Genomic DNA, 14,757 nt, shown 5'->3' with positions numbered 1-14,757 from the left:
TCCGCTTATTCCAAAAACGACGGAAACCATGCGTTTTTGATATTAATTCATTAATTTTCAAGCTGTTAGGCTTGCCGGTTCGCAGCTACCCCGGATGGTAGCTGGCACAAGTCTCACTCGGAGTTCTCATGAATCTGCCGCTGATTCTCAATCTGCTGGTGTTCCTCGCCCTGCTCCTGGGCTTGGCGCAAACCCGCCACACCACATGGAGCCTGGCGAAAAAAGTCCTGCTCGCGCTGGTGCTGGGCGTGGCGTTCGGTGTGGCGTTGCACACTGCCTACGGTGCCGGCAACCCGGTGCTGAAAACCTCGATCGGCTGGTTCGATCTGGTGGGCAACGGTTATGTGCAGCTACTGCAAATGATCGTGATCCCGCTGGTGTTCGCCTCGATCCTCAGCGCCGTGGCCCGTCTGCACAATGCTTCGTCTCTGGGCAAGATCAGCTTCCTGACCATCGGCACGCTGCTGTTCACCACGGCCATCGCGGCCTTGATCGGCATCGGCCTGACCAACCTGTTCGGCCTGACCGCCGAAGGCCTGGTGGCCGGCACCCAGGAAATGGCGCGCCTGCAAACCATCCAGACCGATTACGCCGGCAAGGTCGCCGACCTGAATGTGCCGCAGCTGTTGCTGTCGTTCATTCCGCAAAACCCGTTCGCCGACCTGGCGCGGGCCAAGCCGACGTCGATCATCAGTGTGGTGATATTCGCGGCGTTCCTGGGTGTCGCGGCCCTGCAATTGCTAAAGGATGATGCCGAGAAAGGTCAAAAAGTGATCAACGCCATCGACACCCTGCAAACCTGGGTGATGCGCTTGGTGCGCCTGGTGATGAAGCTGACCCCATACGGCGTGCTGGCGCTGATGACCAAAGTGGTCGCAGGTTCCAACCTGCAAGACATCATCAAGCTCGGCAGTTTCGTGGTGGTGTCCTACATCGGCCTGGGTCTGATGTTTGTAGTGCATGGCGCGCTGGTGTCGGCCGCCGGGATCAATCCGCTGCGCTTCTTCCGCAAGATCTGGCCGGTGCTGACGTTTGCTTTCACCAGCCGCTCGAGCGCCGCGACGATTCCGTTGAGCATCGAGGCGCAGACCAGTCGTTTGGGCATTCCGCAGTCCATCGCCAGTTTCGCCGCTTCGTTTGGCGCAACCATTGGCCAGAACGGTTGTGCCGGCTTGTATCCGGCGATGTTGGCGGTGATGGTTGCACCGACTGTGGGCATCAACCCACTGGACCCGCTGTGGATCGCGACGCTGCTGGCGATTGTCACGCTGAGTTCGGCCGGTGTGGCCGGGGTGGGTGGCGGCGCGACCTTTGCCGCGCTGATCGTGCTGCCGGCGATGGGCTTGCCAGTGTCACTGGTGGCGTTGCTGATTTCGGTCGAGCCGCTGATTGATATGGGGCGTACGGCGTTGAATGTCAGTGGGTCGATGACGGCGGGGGCGATTACCAGTCAGGTGATGCAGCAGACTGATAAAGAACTGCTGGATGCGGATGAGCATTCGGCGTTGGCGCACGCTTAACGATCGAACAACTTTGTGGCGAGGGAGCTTGCTCCCGCTGGGTCGCGAAGCGGCCCCAATTTGGCCTGATGCAATCTTTCAGTAAGAATGCAGTGCAGGGTTTTGGGGCTGCTGCGCAGCCCAGCGGGAGCAAGCTCCCTCGCCACAGGTTTAGGCTTTTTCCCAGACTTCGAAGTTGTACGCCGGTTTGTCGCCTTCGGCCGGGTTCGGCACATTCGACACCAGTTTCCACTGGTTCAAATCAAACTCCGGAAACCACGCATCCCCTTCCGGGCTCAGCGCCACGCGAGTCAGGTATAGCCGATCAGCCTGCGCCAGCCCTTGCGCATACAACTGCGCACCACCAATCAGCATCAGCTCATCAACGCCCTGTTCCTTCGCCCATTCTTCGGCGCGAACGACGGCGGCTTCCAGCGACGGATAAACCTCCGCGCCTTCCAGCACCAGATCCGCCTGACGGCTGACCACGATGTTCAACCGGCCCGGTAGCGGGCGACCGAGGGAGTCCCAGGTCTTGCGGCCCATGATGATCGGCTTGCCGAGCGTAGTGGCCTTGAAATATTTGAAGTCCCCCGGCAAGTGCCAGGGCATGCTGTTGTCGACGCCGATCACACGGTTTTCACCGAGGGCTGCGATCAGGCTGAGGGGGAGTGATTTAGTCATGCCGGCGAGGATACCAGAGCCTCGCTTTCGCCGATAAGCGCCACAGCGGTTATGCTCACAGCTCAATTAAGCGACGGGATGCCGCGTGACTGAACTGAATAACCTCTGGCTGACAGAAACCATCCGCCTGCGCGAAGAGTACGCTGGCCCTCTGGAAGACGTTGAAGCCAACCGACTGGCCCGCAGCGCCGGCGGCGATTTGCCGTTGCGCATTCAACGCCGGGCCCTGTGGCTGGCCGAGCGCGATGGCCTGGCCGATGCCCTCAAGCACTGGCTGCAAGGCGCGCGACTGGCGCTGATCGTCATGGCGGTGCTGGCGGTGATCAGCGGCGCCGGCCTGGCCTTTGCTGCAATGGGCGACGGCCTTTACCCGGTGAATGTGTTCTGGGCCTTGGGCAGCCTGCTCGGGCTCAACCTGATCCTGCTGCTGAGCTGGGCCCTGGGCCTGGTGTTTGCCGGCGAACACGGCGCCAGCCTCGGACGCCTATGGCTGTGGCTTAGCGAAAAGCTCGCCCGGGACGCCAAAGCCGCACAATTGGCACCGGCCCTGCTGTTATTGCTGCAACGCCAGAAACTCAATCGCTGGGCGATCGGCGTGCTGGTCAACAGCCTGTGGTTGCTGGCGATGGTCAGCGCGCTGGTGATCCTGCTGACGTTGATGGCGACCCGGCGCTACGGTTTCGTCTGGGAAACCACCATTCTCAGTGCCGACACCTTTATCGCCGTGACCCAGGCCCTTGGCGCGCTGCCGGCCCTGCTCGGTTTCAGTGTGCCGACCGAGGAGATGATCCGTGCCAGCGGCGACGCCGCACTGAACATAGAAAGTGCCCGTCAGGCCTGGGCCGCCTGGTTGGTAGGTGTGTTGCTGGTTTACGGCGTGGTGCCGCGCCTGCTGCTCGCACTGTGTTGCCTGTGGCGCTGGAAGACGGGTCAAACGGCGCTGCGTCTGGATTTGAACCTGCCCGGTTACGCGCAACTGCGCGAACGCTTGATGCCCACCAGCGAACGTCTCGGCATCAGCGATGCGGCGCCTGAGCAATTGCATCGCGTGGAAAGCGGCGTCAGCGAACAACAAAGTGATGGTGCTCTATTGGTCGCCATCGAGCTGGACGACGACCGCCCGTGGCCGCCGCAATTGCCGAAAAACGTCAACAACGCGGGCATTCTCGACAGCCGCGAATCGCGACACAAACTCCTCGAACAACTGAGCCGCTTTCCCCCGGCGCGCCTGGCCATTGCGTGCGATCCACGGCGCTCGCCGGATCGCGGCAGCCTGGCCTTGATTGCCGAACTGGCCCGCAGCGCCAGCGCCACCCGCGTGTGGTTGTTGCAGGCGCCCCCCGGTGAAGCGCTGGACGCCGAACGCCTGGGCGACTGGCACGTGGCGCTGCAACAGCTTGAGTTGCCGTTTGCCGATTGCGCACCGATGAACTGGCTGGAGTCCGGTCATGACTGACACCTGGAAGCAGCCCCTGAAACTCGCCGTGGTCGGCCACACCAACGTCGGCAAAACCTCGTTGCTGCGCACCCTGACCCGCGACGTCGGCTTCGGTGAAGTGTCCCATCGCCCCAGCACCACGCGGCACGTCGAAGGCGCACGGTTGTCGGTGGACGGCGAGCCCTTGCTCGATCTCTACGACACCCCGGGCCTGGAAGACGCCATCGCCCTGCTCGACTACCTCGAACGCCTGGAGCGTCCCGGCGAACGCCTCGACGGCCCGGCGCGGCTGGCGCGTTTCCTTGATGGCAGCGAAGCCCGGCAACGCTTCGAACAGGAGGCCAAGGTGCTGCGCCAGTTGCTGGCGTCGGACGCCGGGCTCTATGTGATCGACGCCCGGGAGCCGGTGCTGGCCAAGTATCGCGATGAACTGGAAGTGCTGGTCAGCTGCGGTAAACCGCTGCTGCCGGTGTTGAATTTCGTCAGCAGCGCCAACCACCGCGAGCCGGCATGGCGAGAAGCGTTGGCACGGCTGGGCTTGCATGCCTTGGTGCGCTTTGACAGTGTCGCGCCGCCGGAAGATGGCGAGCGTCGACTCTATGAAAGTCTCGCCCTGCTGCTGGAATCTGCCCGGCCGCAACTCGAACGCCTGATCGCCGATCAGCAAGCCCAGCGTCTGGCTCGCCAGCAAAGTGCGGCGCGGTTGATTGCCGAATTATTGATCGATTGCGCGGCTTGTCGGCGCAGCGTGGTCAGTGAAGCCGAACAGGAACAGCAGGCGATCAGCGAACTGCGCAAAGCCGTGCGTCAACGGGAGCAGCGTTGCGTCGAGGCCCTGCTCAAGCTCTACGCCTTCCGCCCACAGGATGCCGCCGCCAGTGATTTGCCGCTGCTCGACGGCCGTTGGGGCGATGACCTGTTCAACCCGGAAACCCTGAAGCAACTGGGCGTGCGGGTCGGCGGCGGAATCGCCGCGGGTGCTGCCGCCGGGGCAGGGGTTGATCTGCTGGTCGGTGGCATCACCCTCGGCGCCGCCGCACTGGCCGGGGCCATCGCCGGCGGCGCGCTGCAAACCGCGCGCAGTTATGGCAGCCGCTTGCTGGGCAAGATCAAGGGCCAGCGCGAACTGACGGTGGATGACAACGTGCTGCGCCTGTTGGCGCTGCGCCAGCGGCAATTGCTGCAAGCACTCAATACCCGTGGGCACGCTGCGATGGACAGTATTCAGGTCGCCACGCCACAGGATAAAACCTGGCGCGAAGGCAAACTGCCCGAAGCGCTGAACAAGGCGCGGGCGCACCCGCAGTGGTCGTCGCTCAATCCTCATCCAAAGTTGAATCAGGCGGAGCGGCAGGAGCAGGTTGAGGTTTTGGCACAGCAGCTGTAGTCACCTGAACATTTATGTTGTTTGAACTGCTCGCGATGGCCGCGACTCGGTGCCAGCGCTTTACGCCGCCAACAGCCGCACCGCTTTGTCCTTCAACACCGCCAGATCAATCACCGGCACATGCATCTCTTTCGCCAGTTCATCCCATTGGCGCATGCGCAAACTCACGGCACACACCGGGTCCTGCTCGAACGCCTCAGCCTCTACAGCCGTCATCACACCGCCCTGGTATTCCAGGGTCCGGCGGCTGGCTTCACTCAAACGCTCGTAGTATCCCGGCTCTTTGAGCGTCAGATAACGCTTGGCCTGCACGTGGTACTCCACCAGCCGCGCCATGCGTTCGCTAAAGCCGGCTCGACGCAGGTAGTCGGCACCGAGCCGCTCATGGCTGACCACACCGAAGCCGCCCATGTTCTCCGCACTTTCAGCGCAGATATGCCCGATGTCATGGAAGAACGCTGCCAGCACCACTTCATCGTCGAAGCCTTCTGCCATGGCCAGCTCCGCCGCCTGGGACATGTGCTCAATCTGCGACACCGGCTCGCCGATGTAGTCGCTGTCGCCAAAACGCTCGTACAGGGCGAACACTTCGGCAATCACTTGCTCTTTTCGCTCCATCAGATTTCTCCCAATACCGTGGCAACGTTGCGTTCAGCTATTGCCGGCCCGACGCTCATGCCGACACCGGTGTGCATCAACGCCGCGCTCAGGCCTTTTACCGGGCGCAGGAACGAGAACGGTCCCGGCCCCCGAGAACCATAGACGCCTTGCCAGCGTTCGATCACTTGCACCTTGCAGCCCAGGGTCTGCTCGGCCAGTTCGATCATCCAGTCGTCGACCTGCTCGGCATTGAAGGGCGACGGATCACTGCCGTAGTGGTGCGAATCGCCGATGATCAATTCGCCATAGGGCGTCGGGCTGATCAGCAGGTGGATGCCGTTTTCGTGCAGGTGCGGCGCGTGGCGCAGAATGTCTGCCTGCACCGCTGCGGCCTCGGGCAAGTCGGCGAAGGCGCCGTAGTGCACGCAGCTCAAACCAGTGAGCAACGCATGTTGCAGGTTGAGGTTGATTTGCGGTCGGGCGCGGAGCATTTGCAGGCGACAGATTTGCGGCTCGAGTTCGGCGATCTGCTCGGCCAGCAATGTCTGATAATCGTGGCCGGAGCAGACGATGATCTGCTCGGCACTGAAGCTGCCGGCGGTGCTGTGCAAACGACCCGGCTCGATATCGCGCACCAGGGTGGAGAAGTGAAACTCGACGCCCAAGTCGCGGCGCAGAAAATCGATCAACGCCGGAATCGCTTCGCGCGAATACAACTGCTGGTCGTCCATGCCATGCAAGGCCGCGCGGTGATGGCGGAACTGGCCGCCGTACAAATCACGCAGCGCAGCGCCGCGCAACAGGTCGACGCGGTAACCGTGCTCCACCGCGCGGCCGTCGCAAAAGGCTTCCAGCAACTGCTCTTCCGCCTCGGTGCGGGCGAACAGGTACGAGCCATTGCGCTTGAGTTGCAGGCCGGCGAGCTGCGCCCAATCGCCCCAGATTCCGCGACTGGCGCGGGCGAGTTCCAGCATCGGACCCGGTGGTTGGCCGGTGACCAGTGCCTGGCCGAAGTTGCGCACCGAAGCGCCGACAGGCGTTTCGCTGCGCTCGAAAACCGTGACCTTCAGACCGCGCTTGGCGGCGGCATACGCGTGGGACAAACCCAGGATGCCGGCGCCGACGATCAGCATGTCGTTGTGGTGTGTCATGGAGTTTTGTCCTGAATTCGAAACCGCCATCGCGAGCAAGCTCGCTCCCACATTGGTTTTGTGTTCGACGCACATCCCCTGTGGGAGCGAGCTTGCTCGCGATGAGGCCCTGTCAGCCGATAAAGACCTTACTTGGCCGCCACTTTCTCGGACTTGCCGTCATAGCGCTTGCGCCATTCGGTCAGGATCTCGTCGCGGTTCTTCGAAGCCCAGGCAAAGTCGTTCTTGATCAGGCGCTGTTCGTAGTCGGCCGGCAGTTCGGTCTGTGGCTTGGCGATGCCAGGCTGAGCGAGCACGGCGAAGTTTTCTTTGTAGAGATCCATCGCCTCAGGGCTGGCGGAGAAGTCAGCCAGTTTCTTCGCCGCTTCTTCGTGGGCAGTGCCCTTGATCACCGCAGTCGCTTCGATCTCCCAACCCAGGCCTTCCTTCGGCAGGATGATGTCCAGCGGTGCGCCCTGGCGCTTGAGTTGAACAGCCGGGTATTCGAAGGAAATACCGATCGGGAATTCGCCAGCCGCCGCCAGTTTGCAAGGCTTGGAGCCGGAGTGAACGTACTGGCCGATGTTCTGGTGCAGGCCGTCCATGTACGCCCAGCCCTGCTTCTCGCCGAAGGTTTGCAGCCAGGCGCTGACATCGAGGAAACCAGTGCCGGACGAGGCCGGGTTCGGCATGACGATCTTGCCTTTGTACTCAGGCTTGGTCAGGTCCTGCCAGCTCACGGGCTTGGTCAGGCCCTGCTTCTCGGCTTCGACGGTGTTGAAGCAGATGGTCGCAGCCCAGACGTCCATGCCGACCCAGGCTGGCGGGTTGGCCGCGTCGCGGTAGTTCGCGCCGATCTTGCCCAGGTCTTTCGGTGCGTAGCTTTGCAGCATGCCTTGCTGATCGAGAATCGCCAGGCTGGAAGCAGCCAGCCCCCATACGGCGTCAGCCTGTGGACGGGCTTTTTCGGCCAGCAGTTTGGCGGTGATGATGCCGGTGGAATCACGCACCCATTTGATTTCGACGTCCGGGTTGGCCTTTTCGAAAGCTTCTTTGTAGGTCTTCAGTTGTTCGGCTTCGAGGGCGGTGTACACCGTCAACTCGGTTTTCGCCGCAAAGGCGTTCAGGCTGAAAGCGGTGAGGACAGCAGCGGCCAGGGCCATAGGCTTGAACATGATCTTTTCCTGTTTTTTGAGTTGAGGGGTTGTGCAGATTCAATGACCGGGTGCGGTCTGCCGCCAGGCCTGCGAGCGGCGCAGCAAACCGCGCGAGGCCCAGGCCAGCAGCAGGGACACGCCCGCCGAGGTAATCAGGATCAGGGTCGACATCGCTGCCGCGCCGCCGACGTTACCGGCGTCGTCCATGTTCAGCACCGCCACCGCCGCGAGGATGGTGTCGGGGCTGTAGAGGAAGATCGCCGCCGAAACGGTGGTCATGGCCGAGACGAACAGGTAGCGCACGATGTCCAGCAGCGCCGGCAGGCAGATCGGCACGGTGACTCGCAGGTAGTGGCGGTACAGCGGCGCCTTGAGCGACAGCGCGGCGGCTTCGAACTCGGCGTCGAGTTGACGCAGCGCGGTGGTGGCGGTCATTTGCGCAGTGGTCAAATAGTGAGCAATGGTGCAGACGATCAGCAGTGTCATGGTCCCGTAGAGCACATGCAGCGGGTTGCCAGTAAGGTTGAAGAAGAAGACGTAACCCAGCCCCAGCACCAGGCCCGGCACCGCCATCGGGACGAAACTGAGCATGCGCAAGGTCAGGTTCAGGCCGCGCTGGCCCTTGGTTTTTTCCATCAGGTAGGCGCCGGTGAAAATCAGCAAGCTGCCAATCAACGCCGTGCCCAGGGCCATCTTCAAGCTGTTGCCGTAGGCCAGCCAGCCACCGCCGGCGGTTTCGTTGAACTGATAATGGTTGAGCGACAGCGACAGGTTGTACGGCCAGAACTTCACCAGGGACGAGAACACTGCCATGCCGAACACCATCAGCAACGCGGCGCAGATCAGCAGGACAATGGCCAGGTAGCAACTGTCGCGCAGCTTCGACGGCGCGGGCTTGAACACCTGGGCGCGACCGCTCATGGAGTCGCCGTGACGACGACGCAACCAGGCATCGACGCCGAAGCTGAACAGCGCCGGCAGCAACAGCACCATGCCGATCAACGCCCCGCGACCGAACTGTTGCTGGCCGACCACCGCCTTGTAAGCTTCCAGCGCCAGCACCTGATAGTCGCCACCGACCACCACCGGCACACCGAAGTCAGTGATGGTCAGGGTGAACACCAGACAGAACGCGGCGAACACAGCCTGACGGGTCGCCGGCCAGGTGATGCTGCGGAAGGCTTTTGCAGGACTCGCGCCCATGCTGGAGGCGGCATCGAACAGTCGCGCATCGGCCAGGGACAGGGCCGACAGAAGAATCATCAAGGCGTGCGGGAAGGTGTAGATGACTTCACCAAGCACAATGCCCCAGAAGCCGTAGATGTTGTCCGAGAGCAGGCCACGCAGCATGCCCTGGTTGCCGAACAGATAAACCAGCGCGATGCCCGGCAACATCGACGGCGCCATCAATGGCAGCAGCGAAATGCCACGCCAGATGCCTTTAGCCGGAATCAAGGTGCGTTGCAGCGCGTAGGCAAACAGGTAGGCCAGCGGTACGACAATGGCCGCGACGCTGAGGGAAACCTTCAGGCTGTTACCGAGCAACCAGTGGAAGTTCTCGCTGGTCACCAGTTCTTTGGCGGCAATCCAACCACCACCCTGCCCGGCTTCGGCGCTGAAGCCGCGCCAGAAGATCGCCAGCAATGGCATCAATACGGCAACACCCAACAACACCAGCATGAGGACTTTGCCGCCGACCACGAACAACCGGTCACCGATCTCGGCGCGGGTGGTCTGCCGAACCTGCTTGTGCGGCAGCGGCAGCGCGATGTTCGCGCTCATCAGGCAAACACCTGCAGGCTGCGCGGCGGCAAGGCGACCATGATCTGCTGGGCGCCAAGGCGTGGCATGGCTTCCGGTGCCAGCTCCGCCAACAGCGCATGGCCCGGCAATTGATCGAGTTCAAAGCTCATGCGGCAGCGGTTGCCGAGGAAGGTGATTTCACGAACCTTGGCCGGGAACAGGTTTTCCTCGTGCACCAGCGGGTTGACGTTGATCGCTTCCGGACGGCAGAACAAACGGCCCGACGCGGTCTTGGCGCTGCCTTCGGCCAGGCGCATGTTCAGCCCGCCGACCTGGGCGTGGCTGTCACTGCTGCGCTGGAACGGCAACCAGTTACCCTGGCCGACGAACTCCGCCACAAATGGCGTGGCCGGGCGGTTGTAGATTTCCTGCGGCGTGGCGTACTGCTCGACCTTGCCGTTGTTCATCACGGCGATGCGGTCGGCCATCAGCATGGCCTCGTCCTGGTTGTGGGTGACCATCAGGGTGGTGATGCCGAGGTTGCGTTGCAGTTGGCGCAGTTCGGTGCACAGATGCTCGCGCACCCGGGCATCGAGGGCCGACATCGGTTCGTCCAGCAGCAATAGCGAAGGTGCCGGGGCCAGGGCGCGAGCCAGTGCAACCCGCTGCTGCTGGCCGCCGGACAACTGGCCGGGATACTTTTTCTCGCTGCCGCTCAGGCCGACCAGTTCCAGCATCTGACCGACACGACGGCGCACCTCGTCGCGACCGCTGCCGGCGAGGCCGTAGGCAATGTTCGCTTCGACGGTGAGATTGGGGAACAACGCATAGGACTGGAACAGAATGCCGTAGTCCCGCGCCTGGGGTGCGAGGTGGGAAACGTCGCGATCGCCCAGGTACAACTCGCCGCGGTCCTGCTTCTCCAGACCGGCGATGCAACGCAGCAAAGTGGTTTTGCCGCAGCCCGACGGGCCCAACAGACACACCAGCTCACCGGCCGCCACGTCGAGGGAAACGTTGTCCAGCGCGGTGAAGGCGCCAAAGCGTTTCTGTACGCCGCGCACTTTCATCGGTGCGCCGGGGTTGGTCAGGGCAGTTGCGATCGAGTTGTTCATGGACGGACCTCATCTGGCAGATGGGGCCATCCTAGAGTTGTAATGAGTCCGTCATGTGGCAGTAAGGCAAAAACTGCCGATAGTGGTATTCGGGATTTTTGGTTATTGGACAATAACTAACTTGTGGCGAGGGAGCTTGCTCCCGCTGGGCTGCGAAGCGGCCCTAAAAATGGGACTGCTGCGCAGTCCAACGGGAGCAAGCTCCCTCGCCACAGAGTTCTACACAGGGGCCATTTCCTGCGCCAACCCGAGAAACGCCGCCGGTAGTCGCGCGCTTTTACGCTCCTTGAGGCAGTACAGGTATTCCGGAATCTGCGGCGCATTCTCGATGGTCAGCACCCGCAGTTGCGGATCATGGGGCACTTCCTGCCGGGCAATGATGCTGATGCCGATGTTGCGCAGTACCGCTTCGCGGATCGATTCGCGGCTGCCGATCTCCAACAGCGGACCGAAACACACACTGGCGCTGGCCAGCAGCTCCTCGGTCAGGCGGCGGGTGGTCGAGCCCGGTTCGCGCATCAGCAGGGTGTGCCCGGTCAAGGCGCCGAGCGGCACGTGATCGTGAACCGCCAGTGGATGATTGCGATGTACCGCCAGCACCAGCGGATCGCTGCCGAGCACCCGGCGAATCAGCCGCGCGTCTTCGAGCAACTGCGACGACGCTGCGACATCGACCCGGTAATCCTCCAGCGCTTCGAGCACTTGCTGGGAGTTGCCGATTTCCACCGAAACCTCAACCTGCGGCAGACGCTCGCGGAACGCTTTCACCAGGTCGAGGATGTAATACGGCGCCGTGGCGGCAATACGCAATGTGCCCTGGACCTGGCCGCAGTTGCGCAGGAAAAACTCGATGTCGGCTTCCTGCTGCATCAGCACCTTGACCATCGGCAGCAGCCGCGCGCCCTCCTCGCTGACGCTGAGACGCCGGCCGCCACGGTAGAACAGTTCGACCGAATACTGACTTTCGAGGTTGCGGATTTGCGTCGTCACCGTCGGCTGGCTCAGGCCGAGCTTTTTGGCAGCCTGGGTAATGCTGCCCAGGCGGGCCACCATGTAAAACGCCTTCAGCTCCGCACTCAGCACAACCGTCCCTCATCCTTTACTTGCGCAGCAGGCGCAAACCGTTGAACACCACCAGCAGACTCACGCCCATGTCGGCGAACACCGCCATCCACATGGTAGCGACCCCGGCGAAGGTTACCCCAAGAAAGATCGCCTTGATGACCAAAGCCAGGGCGATGTTCTGTTTGAGGATGCTCGATGTCTGTCGCGACAGGCGAATGAATGCCGGAATTTTGCGCAGATCGTCGTCCATCAGGGCGACATCGGCGGTTTCGATAGCGGTATCGGTACCTGCAGCGGCCATGGCGAAACCGATCTCGGAACGCGCCAGCGCCGGGGCGTCGTTGATGCCATCGCCGACCATGCCGACCCGATACCCCTGGGCATAAAGAGCCTCGATGGCCTGCAATTTGTCGCCTGGCAACAGGTCGCCCTTGGCTTCGTCGATGCCGACTTGCGCGGCAATGGCCTGCGCGGTGTGGACGTTATCGCCAGTGAGCATCAGGGTTTTGATACCCAGGTCATGCAGCTGCAGGATGGCTTCGCGGCTGGACGTTTTTACCGTATCGGCGACGGCGAACAGCGACAACGGGCCGGTTGAATCAAGCAGCAGCACCACCGACTTGCCTTGTTTTTCCAGGGCAAACAGCTTTTCTTCCAGCGCCGGCGAACACAGGCCCAGATCCTCTACCAGTCGATGGTTGCCCAAATGGTAGAGCTGGCCGTTGATCTCGCCGCGCACACCGCGCCCACCCAGCGCTTCGAAGTTATCCACAACCAGCGTCGCGGTTTGGTTATCCACAGCCGCTTTGGCGATGGCCAGAGAAACCGGGTGATCCGAGCGCCCGGCCAGCGCGGCGGCAATGGCGGGCGCCGATGCGTCGGCGGTCGGGTCCAGCGACAGGTAATCGGTCTGCACCGGTTTGCCGTGGGTGATGGTGCCGGTCTTGTCCAGGGCCAGGTAGTCGAGCTTGTAACCGCCCTCCAGATAGACGCCGCCCTTGACCAATATGCCTTTGCGCGCAGCCGCCGCGAGGCCGCTGACGATGGTCACCGGCGTAGAAATCACCAGCGCACACGGGCAGGCCACCACCAACAGCACCAGCGCCCGGTAGATCCAGTCGAACCACAACGCGCCCATGAACAATGGCGGGATCAACGCCACGGCCAGGGCCAGGATGAACACCGCCGGGGTGTAGATTTTCGAGAAACTGTCGACGAAACGCTGGGTCGGCGCCCGCGCGCCCTGAGCCTGCTCGACGGCGTGGATGATGCGGGCCAGGGTCGAGTTATCCGCCGCGGCGGTCACCGCGTATTCCAGGGAACCGGCCTGATTGATGGTGCCGGCGAAGACTTTGTCGCCGACGGTTTTTTCCACTGGCAGGCTTTCACCGGTGATTGGCGCCTGGTCGATGGTCGAGCGACCGGACAGCACTTCGCCGTCCAGGCCGATACGCTCGCCGGGGCGCACCCGTACCCGCACGCCGAGCCCAATACTTTTGACATCCTGCTCAAGCCAGCTCCCGTCAGCCTGCAACACCGTTGCCGTGTCCGGGGTCATCTGCATCAGGCCGCCGATGGCATTACGCGCACGGTCTAGGGATTTGGCCTCGATCAACTCGGCCACGGTAAACAGGAACATCACCATCGCCGCTTCCGGCCACTGGCCGATCAGCACCGCGCCGGTCACGGCAATGCTCATCAGGGCGTTGATGTTCAGGTTGCGGTTTTTAAGGGCGATCCAGCCTTTTTTGTAAGTGCCGAGGCCACCACTGAGGATCGAGACCAGCGCGATAACCGCCACCACCCAGTTCGGCGCGAAACCGGTGAAGTGGATAACCTCTGCCAGCAATGCACCAACACCGGACAGCGCCAAGGGCCACCACGGCTTTTTCCGGGGCGCCGGCGTCGGGGTTTCAGCACCCTGATCCATCGGTTCGGCCTGCATGCCCAAGGACTTGATGGCTTCGACGATCGGCTCGATACCGGGCAAATCGTGGGTCACGCCGAGCACCCGATTAATCAGATTGAACTCTAGCTGCTGCACGCCGGTCAGTTTGCTTAGCTTATTTTGGATCAGTGTCTGTTCGGTCGGGCAGTCCATCGCCTCGATGCGAAAACTGCTCACTCGGGCCCCGGGCGTCGGCGATTTGCTCAGTTTTATCAACGCGGGTGCCGTCGCCCTGGATGAACAGCAGGCGTCGCCATGACCGCCGTGGTCATGTTTTTGCACGGGTTTGAGCTTGTGGCTGTGCTCGTATTCAGCCCCGGGTTTGCGGGAATGCAGGGAATCGCTCATTGGTTACGTCCATAAGAGTGCCTGTTGCCAAGTAAAGACCCTGTAGCCACTATAGGGTCAAGCACCCTTTCTGGAGTTTTGGAGATTGGCGTCATGAAAATTGGAGAATTGGCGAAACTCACGGACTGCGCCGTGGAAACGATCCGCTACTACGAGCGCGAGAACCTGCTGCCGGAACCGGCCCGCAGTGATGGCAATTATCGCGTCTATACCCAGGCCCACGCCGAGCGCCTGACCTTCATCCGCAACTGTCGCACCCTCGACATGACGCTCGAAGAAATCCGCAGCCTGCTGGCGTTTCGCGACAGTCCGCAGGACCAGTGCGAAAGCGTGAATGCGTTAATCGACGAGCACATCCACCATGTAAAGGCGCGGATCGACGGCTTGCTGGCCTTGCAGTCGCAACTGCTCGACCTGCGCCAACGCTGCGGCGAGGGGCCGGGGGTCGATCAATGCGGGATTTTGCAGCGGCTGGAAGTGAGCGGCGGGGTTGTGGCGACGGAGGTTGAGCATTCCCATGTCGGCCGTAGTCACGGGCACTAAGCACACCGCAAAACCAAATGTGGGAGCGGCGGTGCGACGATTCGACTTGCTCGCGAAGGGGCCGTGTCAGCTGATAGAAATATCACTGACAGACCGCTTT

Annotated in this window: 12 protein-coding genes; 4 read left to right on the top strand and 8 right to left on the bottom strand. The window is 62.1% G+C overall.

Features of this window, described 5'->3' with window-relative positions:
• The first annotated feature begins 128 nt into the window (after positions 1-128).
• Complete coding sequence (locus KGA85_RS18155) at positions 129-1,520, top strand: L-cystine transporter (RefSeq protein ID WP_223543289.1); 1,392 nt, start codon at positions 129-131, stop codon at positions 1,518-1,520.
• A 150-nt stretch (positions 1,521-1,670) separates the two neighbouring features.
• Here the strand turns inward: KGA85_RS18155 and KGA85_RS18150 are convergent, their stop codons facing one another.
• Entirely contained in the window at positions 1,671-2,183 is a 513-nt protein-coding gene (locus tag KGA85_RS18150; protein WP_096817529.1) for a dihydrofolate reductase, read from the bottom strand.
• 85 nt (positions 2,184-2,268) lie between these two features.
• Here KGA85_RS18150 and KGA85_RS18145 point away from each other — a divergent pair, with 85 nt between their 5' ends.
• Positions 2,269-3,639 (top strand): DUF2868 domain-containing protein, encoded by a 1,371-nt coding sequence (locus tag KGA85_RS18145; protein ID WP_223455905.1) that lies wholly within the window; start codon positions 2,269-2,271, stop codon positions 3,637-3,639.
• Positions 3,632-5,008 (top strand): GTPase/DUF3482 domain-containing protein, encoded by a 1,377-nt coding sequence (locus tag KGA85_RS18140; protein WP_223455904.1) that lies wholly within the window; start codon positions 3,632-3,634, stop codon positions 5,006-5,008. The genes KGA85_RS18145 and KGA85_RS18140 overlap by 8 nt, the downstream gene beginning before the upstream one ends.
• 60 nt (positions 5,009-5,068) lie before the next feature.
• On the opposite strand, the gene KGA85_RS18135 is transcribed toward KGA85_RS18140, so the two are convergent.
• From KGA85_RS18135 to KGA85_RS18105, 7 genes are all read right to left on the bottom strand, one after another.
• Entirely contained in the window at positions 5,069-5,626 is a 558-nt protein-coding gene (locus KGA85_RS18135; protein ID WP_223455903.1) for a phosphonate degradation HD-domain oxygenase, read from the bottom strand.
• Positions 5,626-6,759: a TIGR03364 family FAD-dependent oxidoreductase gene (locus KGA85_RS18130; RefSeq protein ID WP_223543288.1), complete on the bottom strand. Its 1,134-nt coding sequence runs from the start codon at positions 6,757-6,759 to the stop codon at positions 5,626-5,628. Before KGA85_RS18130 ends, KGA85_RS18135 begins: the two co-directional genes overlap by 1 nt.
• 128 nt (positions 6,760-6,887) lie before the next feature.
• Positions 6,888-7,913, bottom strand: coding sequence for a putative 2-aminoethylphosphonate ABC transporter substrate-binding protein (locus KGA85_RS18125; RefSeq protein WP_046039177.1), 1,026 nt, complete (start codon positions 7,911-7,913; stop codon positions 6,888-6,890).
• A 39-nt stretch (positions 7,914-7,952) separates the two neighbouring features.
• On the bottom strand, positions 7,953-9,677 hold the full coding sequence (locus KGA85_RS18120; RefSeq protein WP_223455901.1) for a putative 2-aminoethylphosphonate ABC transporter permease subunit: 1,725 nt from the start codon (positions 9,675-9,677) through the stop codon (positions 7,953-7,955).
• A complete protein-coding gene (locus KGA85_RS18115) occupies positions 9,677-10,753 on the bottom strand; it encodes a putative 2-aminoethylphosphonate ABC transporter ATP-binding protein (protein ID WP_223455900.1) in 1,077 nt (358 codons plus the stop codon). The genes KGA85_RS18120 and KGA85_RS18115 overlap by 1 nt, the downstream gene beginning before the upstream one ends.
• A gap of 219 nt (positions 10,754-10,972) precedes the next feature.
• Positions 10,973-11,836, bottom strand: coding sequence for a LysR family transcriptional regulator (locus KGA85_RS18110; protein ID WP_223543287.1), 864 nt, complete (start codon positions 11,834-11,836; stop codon positions 10,973-10,975).
• Positions 11,837-11,852: 16 nt separating this feature from the next.
• Positions 11,853-14,114 (bottom strand): heavy metal translocating P-type ATPase, encoded by a 2,262-nt coding sequence (locus tag KGA85_RS18105; RefSeq protein WP_223543286.1) that lies wholly within the window; start codon positions 14,112-14,114, stop codon positions 11,853-11,855.
• A 93-nt stretch (positions 14,115-14,207) separates the two neighbouring features.
• On the opposite strand from KGA85_RS18105, the gene cadR reads away from it, so the two are divergent.
• Complete coding sequence (cadR, locus tag KGA85_RS18100; protein WP_223455897.1) at positions 14,208-14,657, top strand: Cd(II)/Pb(II)-responsive transcriptional regulator; 450 nt, start codon at positions 14,208-14,210, stop codon at positions 14,655-14,657.
• Positions 14,658-14,757: the final 100 nt, after the last annotated feature.

It is taken from the genome of Pseudomonas sp. GL-B-12 (assembly GCF_019955895.1).
Lineage (GTDB): Bacteria > Pseudomonadota > Gammaproteobacteria > Pseudomonadales > Pseudomonadaceae > Aquipseudomonas.
The sequence above is the reverse complement of the archived record's forward strand: the minus strand, read 5'-3'. Positions and strand labels throughout refer to the sequence as shown.

Excerpts from the sequence above, each read along its gene's own strand:
- KGA85_RS18150 (WP_096817529.1), bottom strand. The coding sequence starts at position 2,183 with ATGACTAAATCACTCCCCCTCAGCCTGATCGCAGCCCTCGGTGAAAAC.
- KGA85_RS18155 (WP_223543289.1), top strand. The coding sequence starts at position 129 with ATGAATCTGCCGCTGATTCTCAATCTGCTGGTGTTCCTCGCCCTGCTC.
- KGA85_RS18105 (WP_223543286.1), bottom strand. The coding sequence starts at position 14,114 with ATGAGCGATTCCCTGCATTCCCGCAAACCCGGGGCTGAATACGAGCAC.
- KGA85_RS18125 (WP_046039177.1), bottom strand. The coding sequence starts at position 7,913 with ATGTTCAAGCCTATGGCCCTGGCCGCTGCTGTCCTCACCGCTTTCAGC.
- KGA85_RS18115 (WP_223455900.1), bottom strand. The coding sequence starts at position 10,753 with ATGAACAACTCGATCGCAACTGCCCTGACCAACCCCGGCGCACCGATG.
- cadR (WP_223455897.1), top strand. The coding sequence starts at position 14,208 with ATGAAAATTGGAGAATTGGCGAAACTCACGGACTGCGCCGTGGAAACG.
- KGA85_RS18130 (WP_223543288.1), bottom strand. The coding sequence starts at position 6,759 with ATGACACACCACAACGACATGCTGATCGTCGGCGCCGGCATCCTGGGT.
- KGA85_RS18120 (WP_223455901.1), bottom strand. The coding sequence starts at position 9,677 with ATGAGCGCGAACATCGCGCTGCCGCTGCCGCACAAGCAGGTTCGGCAG.
- KGA85_RS18140 (WP_223455904.1), top strand. The coding sequence starts at position 3,632 with ATGACTGACACCTGGAAGCAGCCCCTGAAACTCGCCGTGGTCGGCCAC.
- KGA85_RS18135 (WP_223455903.1), bottom strand. The coding sequence starts at position 5,626 with ATGGAGCGAAAAGAGCAAGTGATTGCCGAAGTGTTCGCCCTGTACGAG.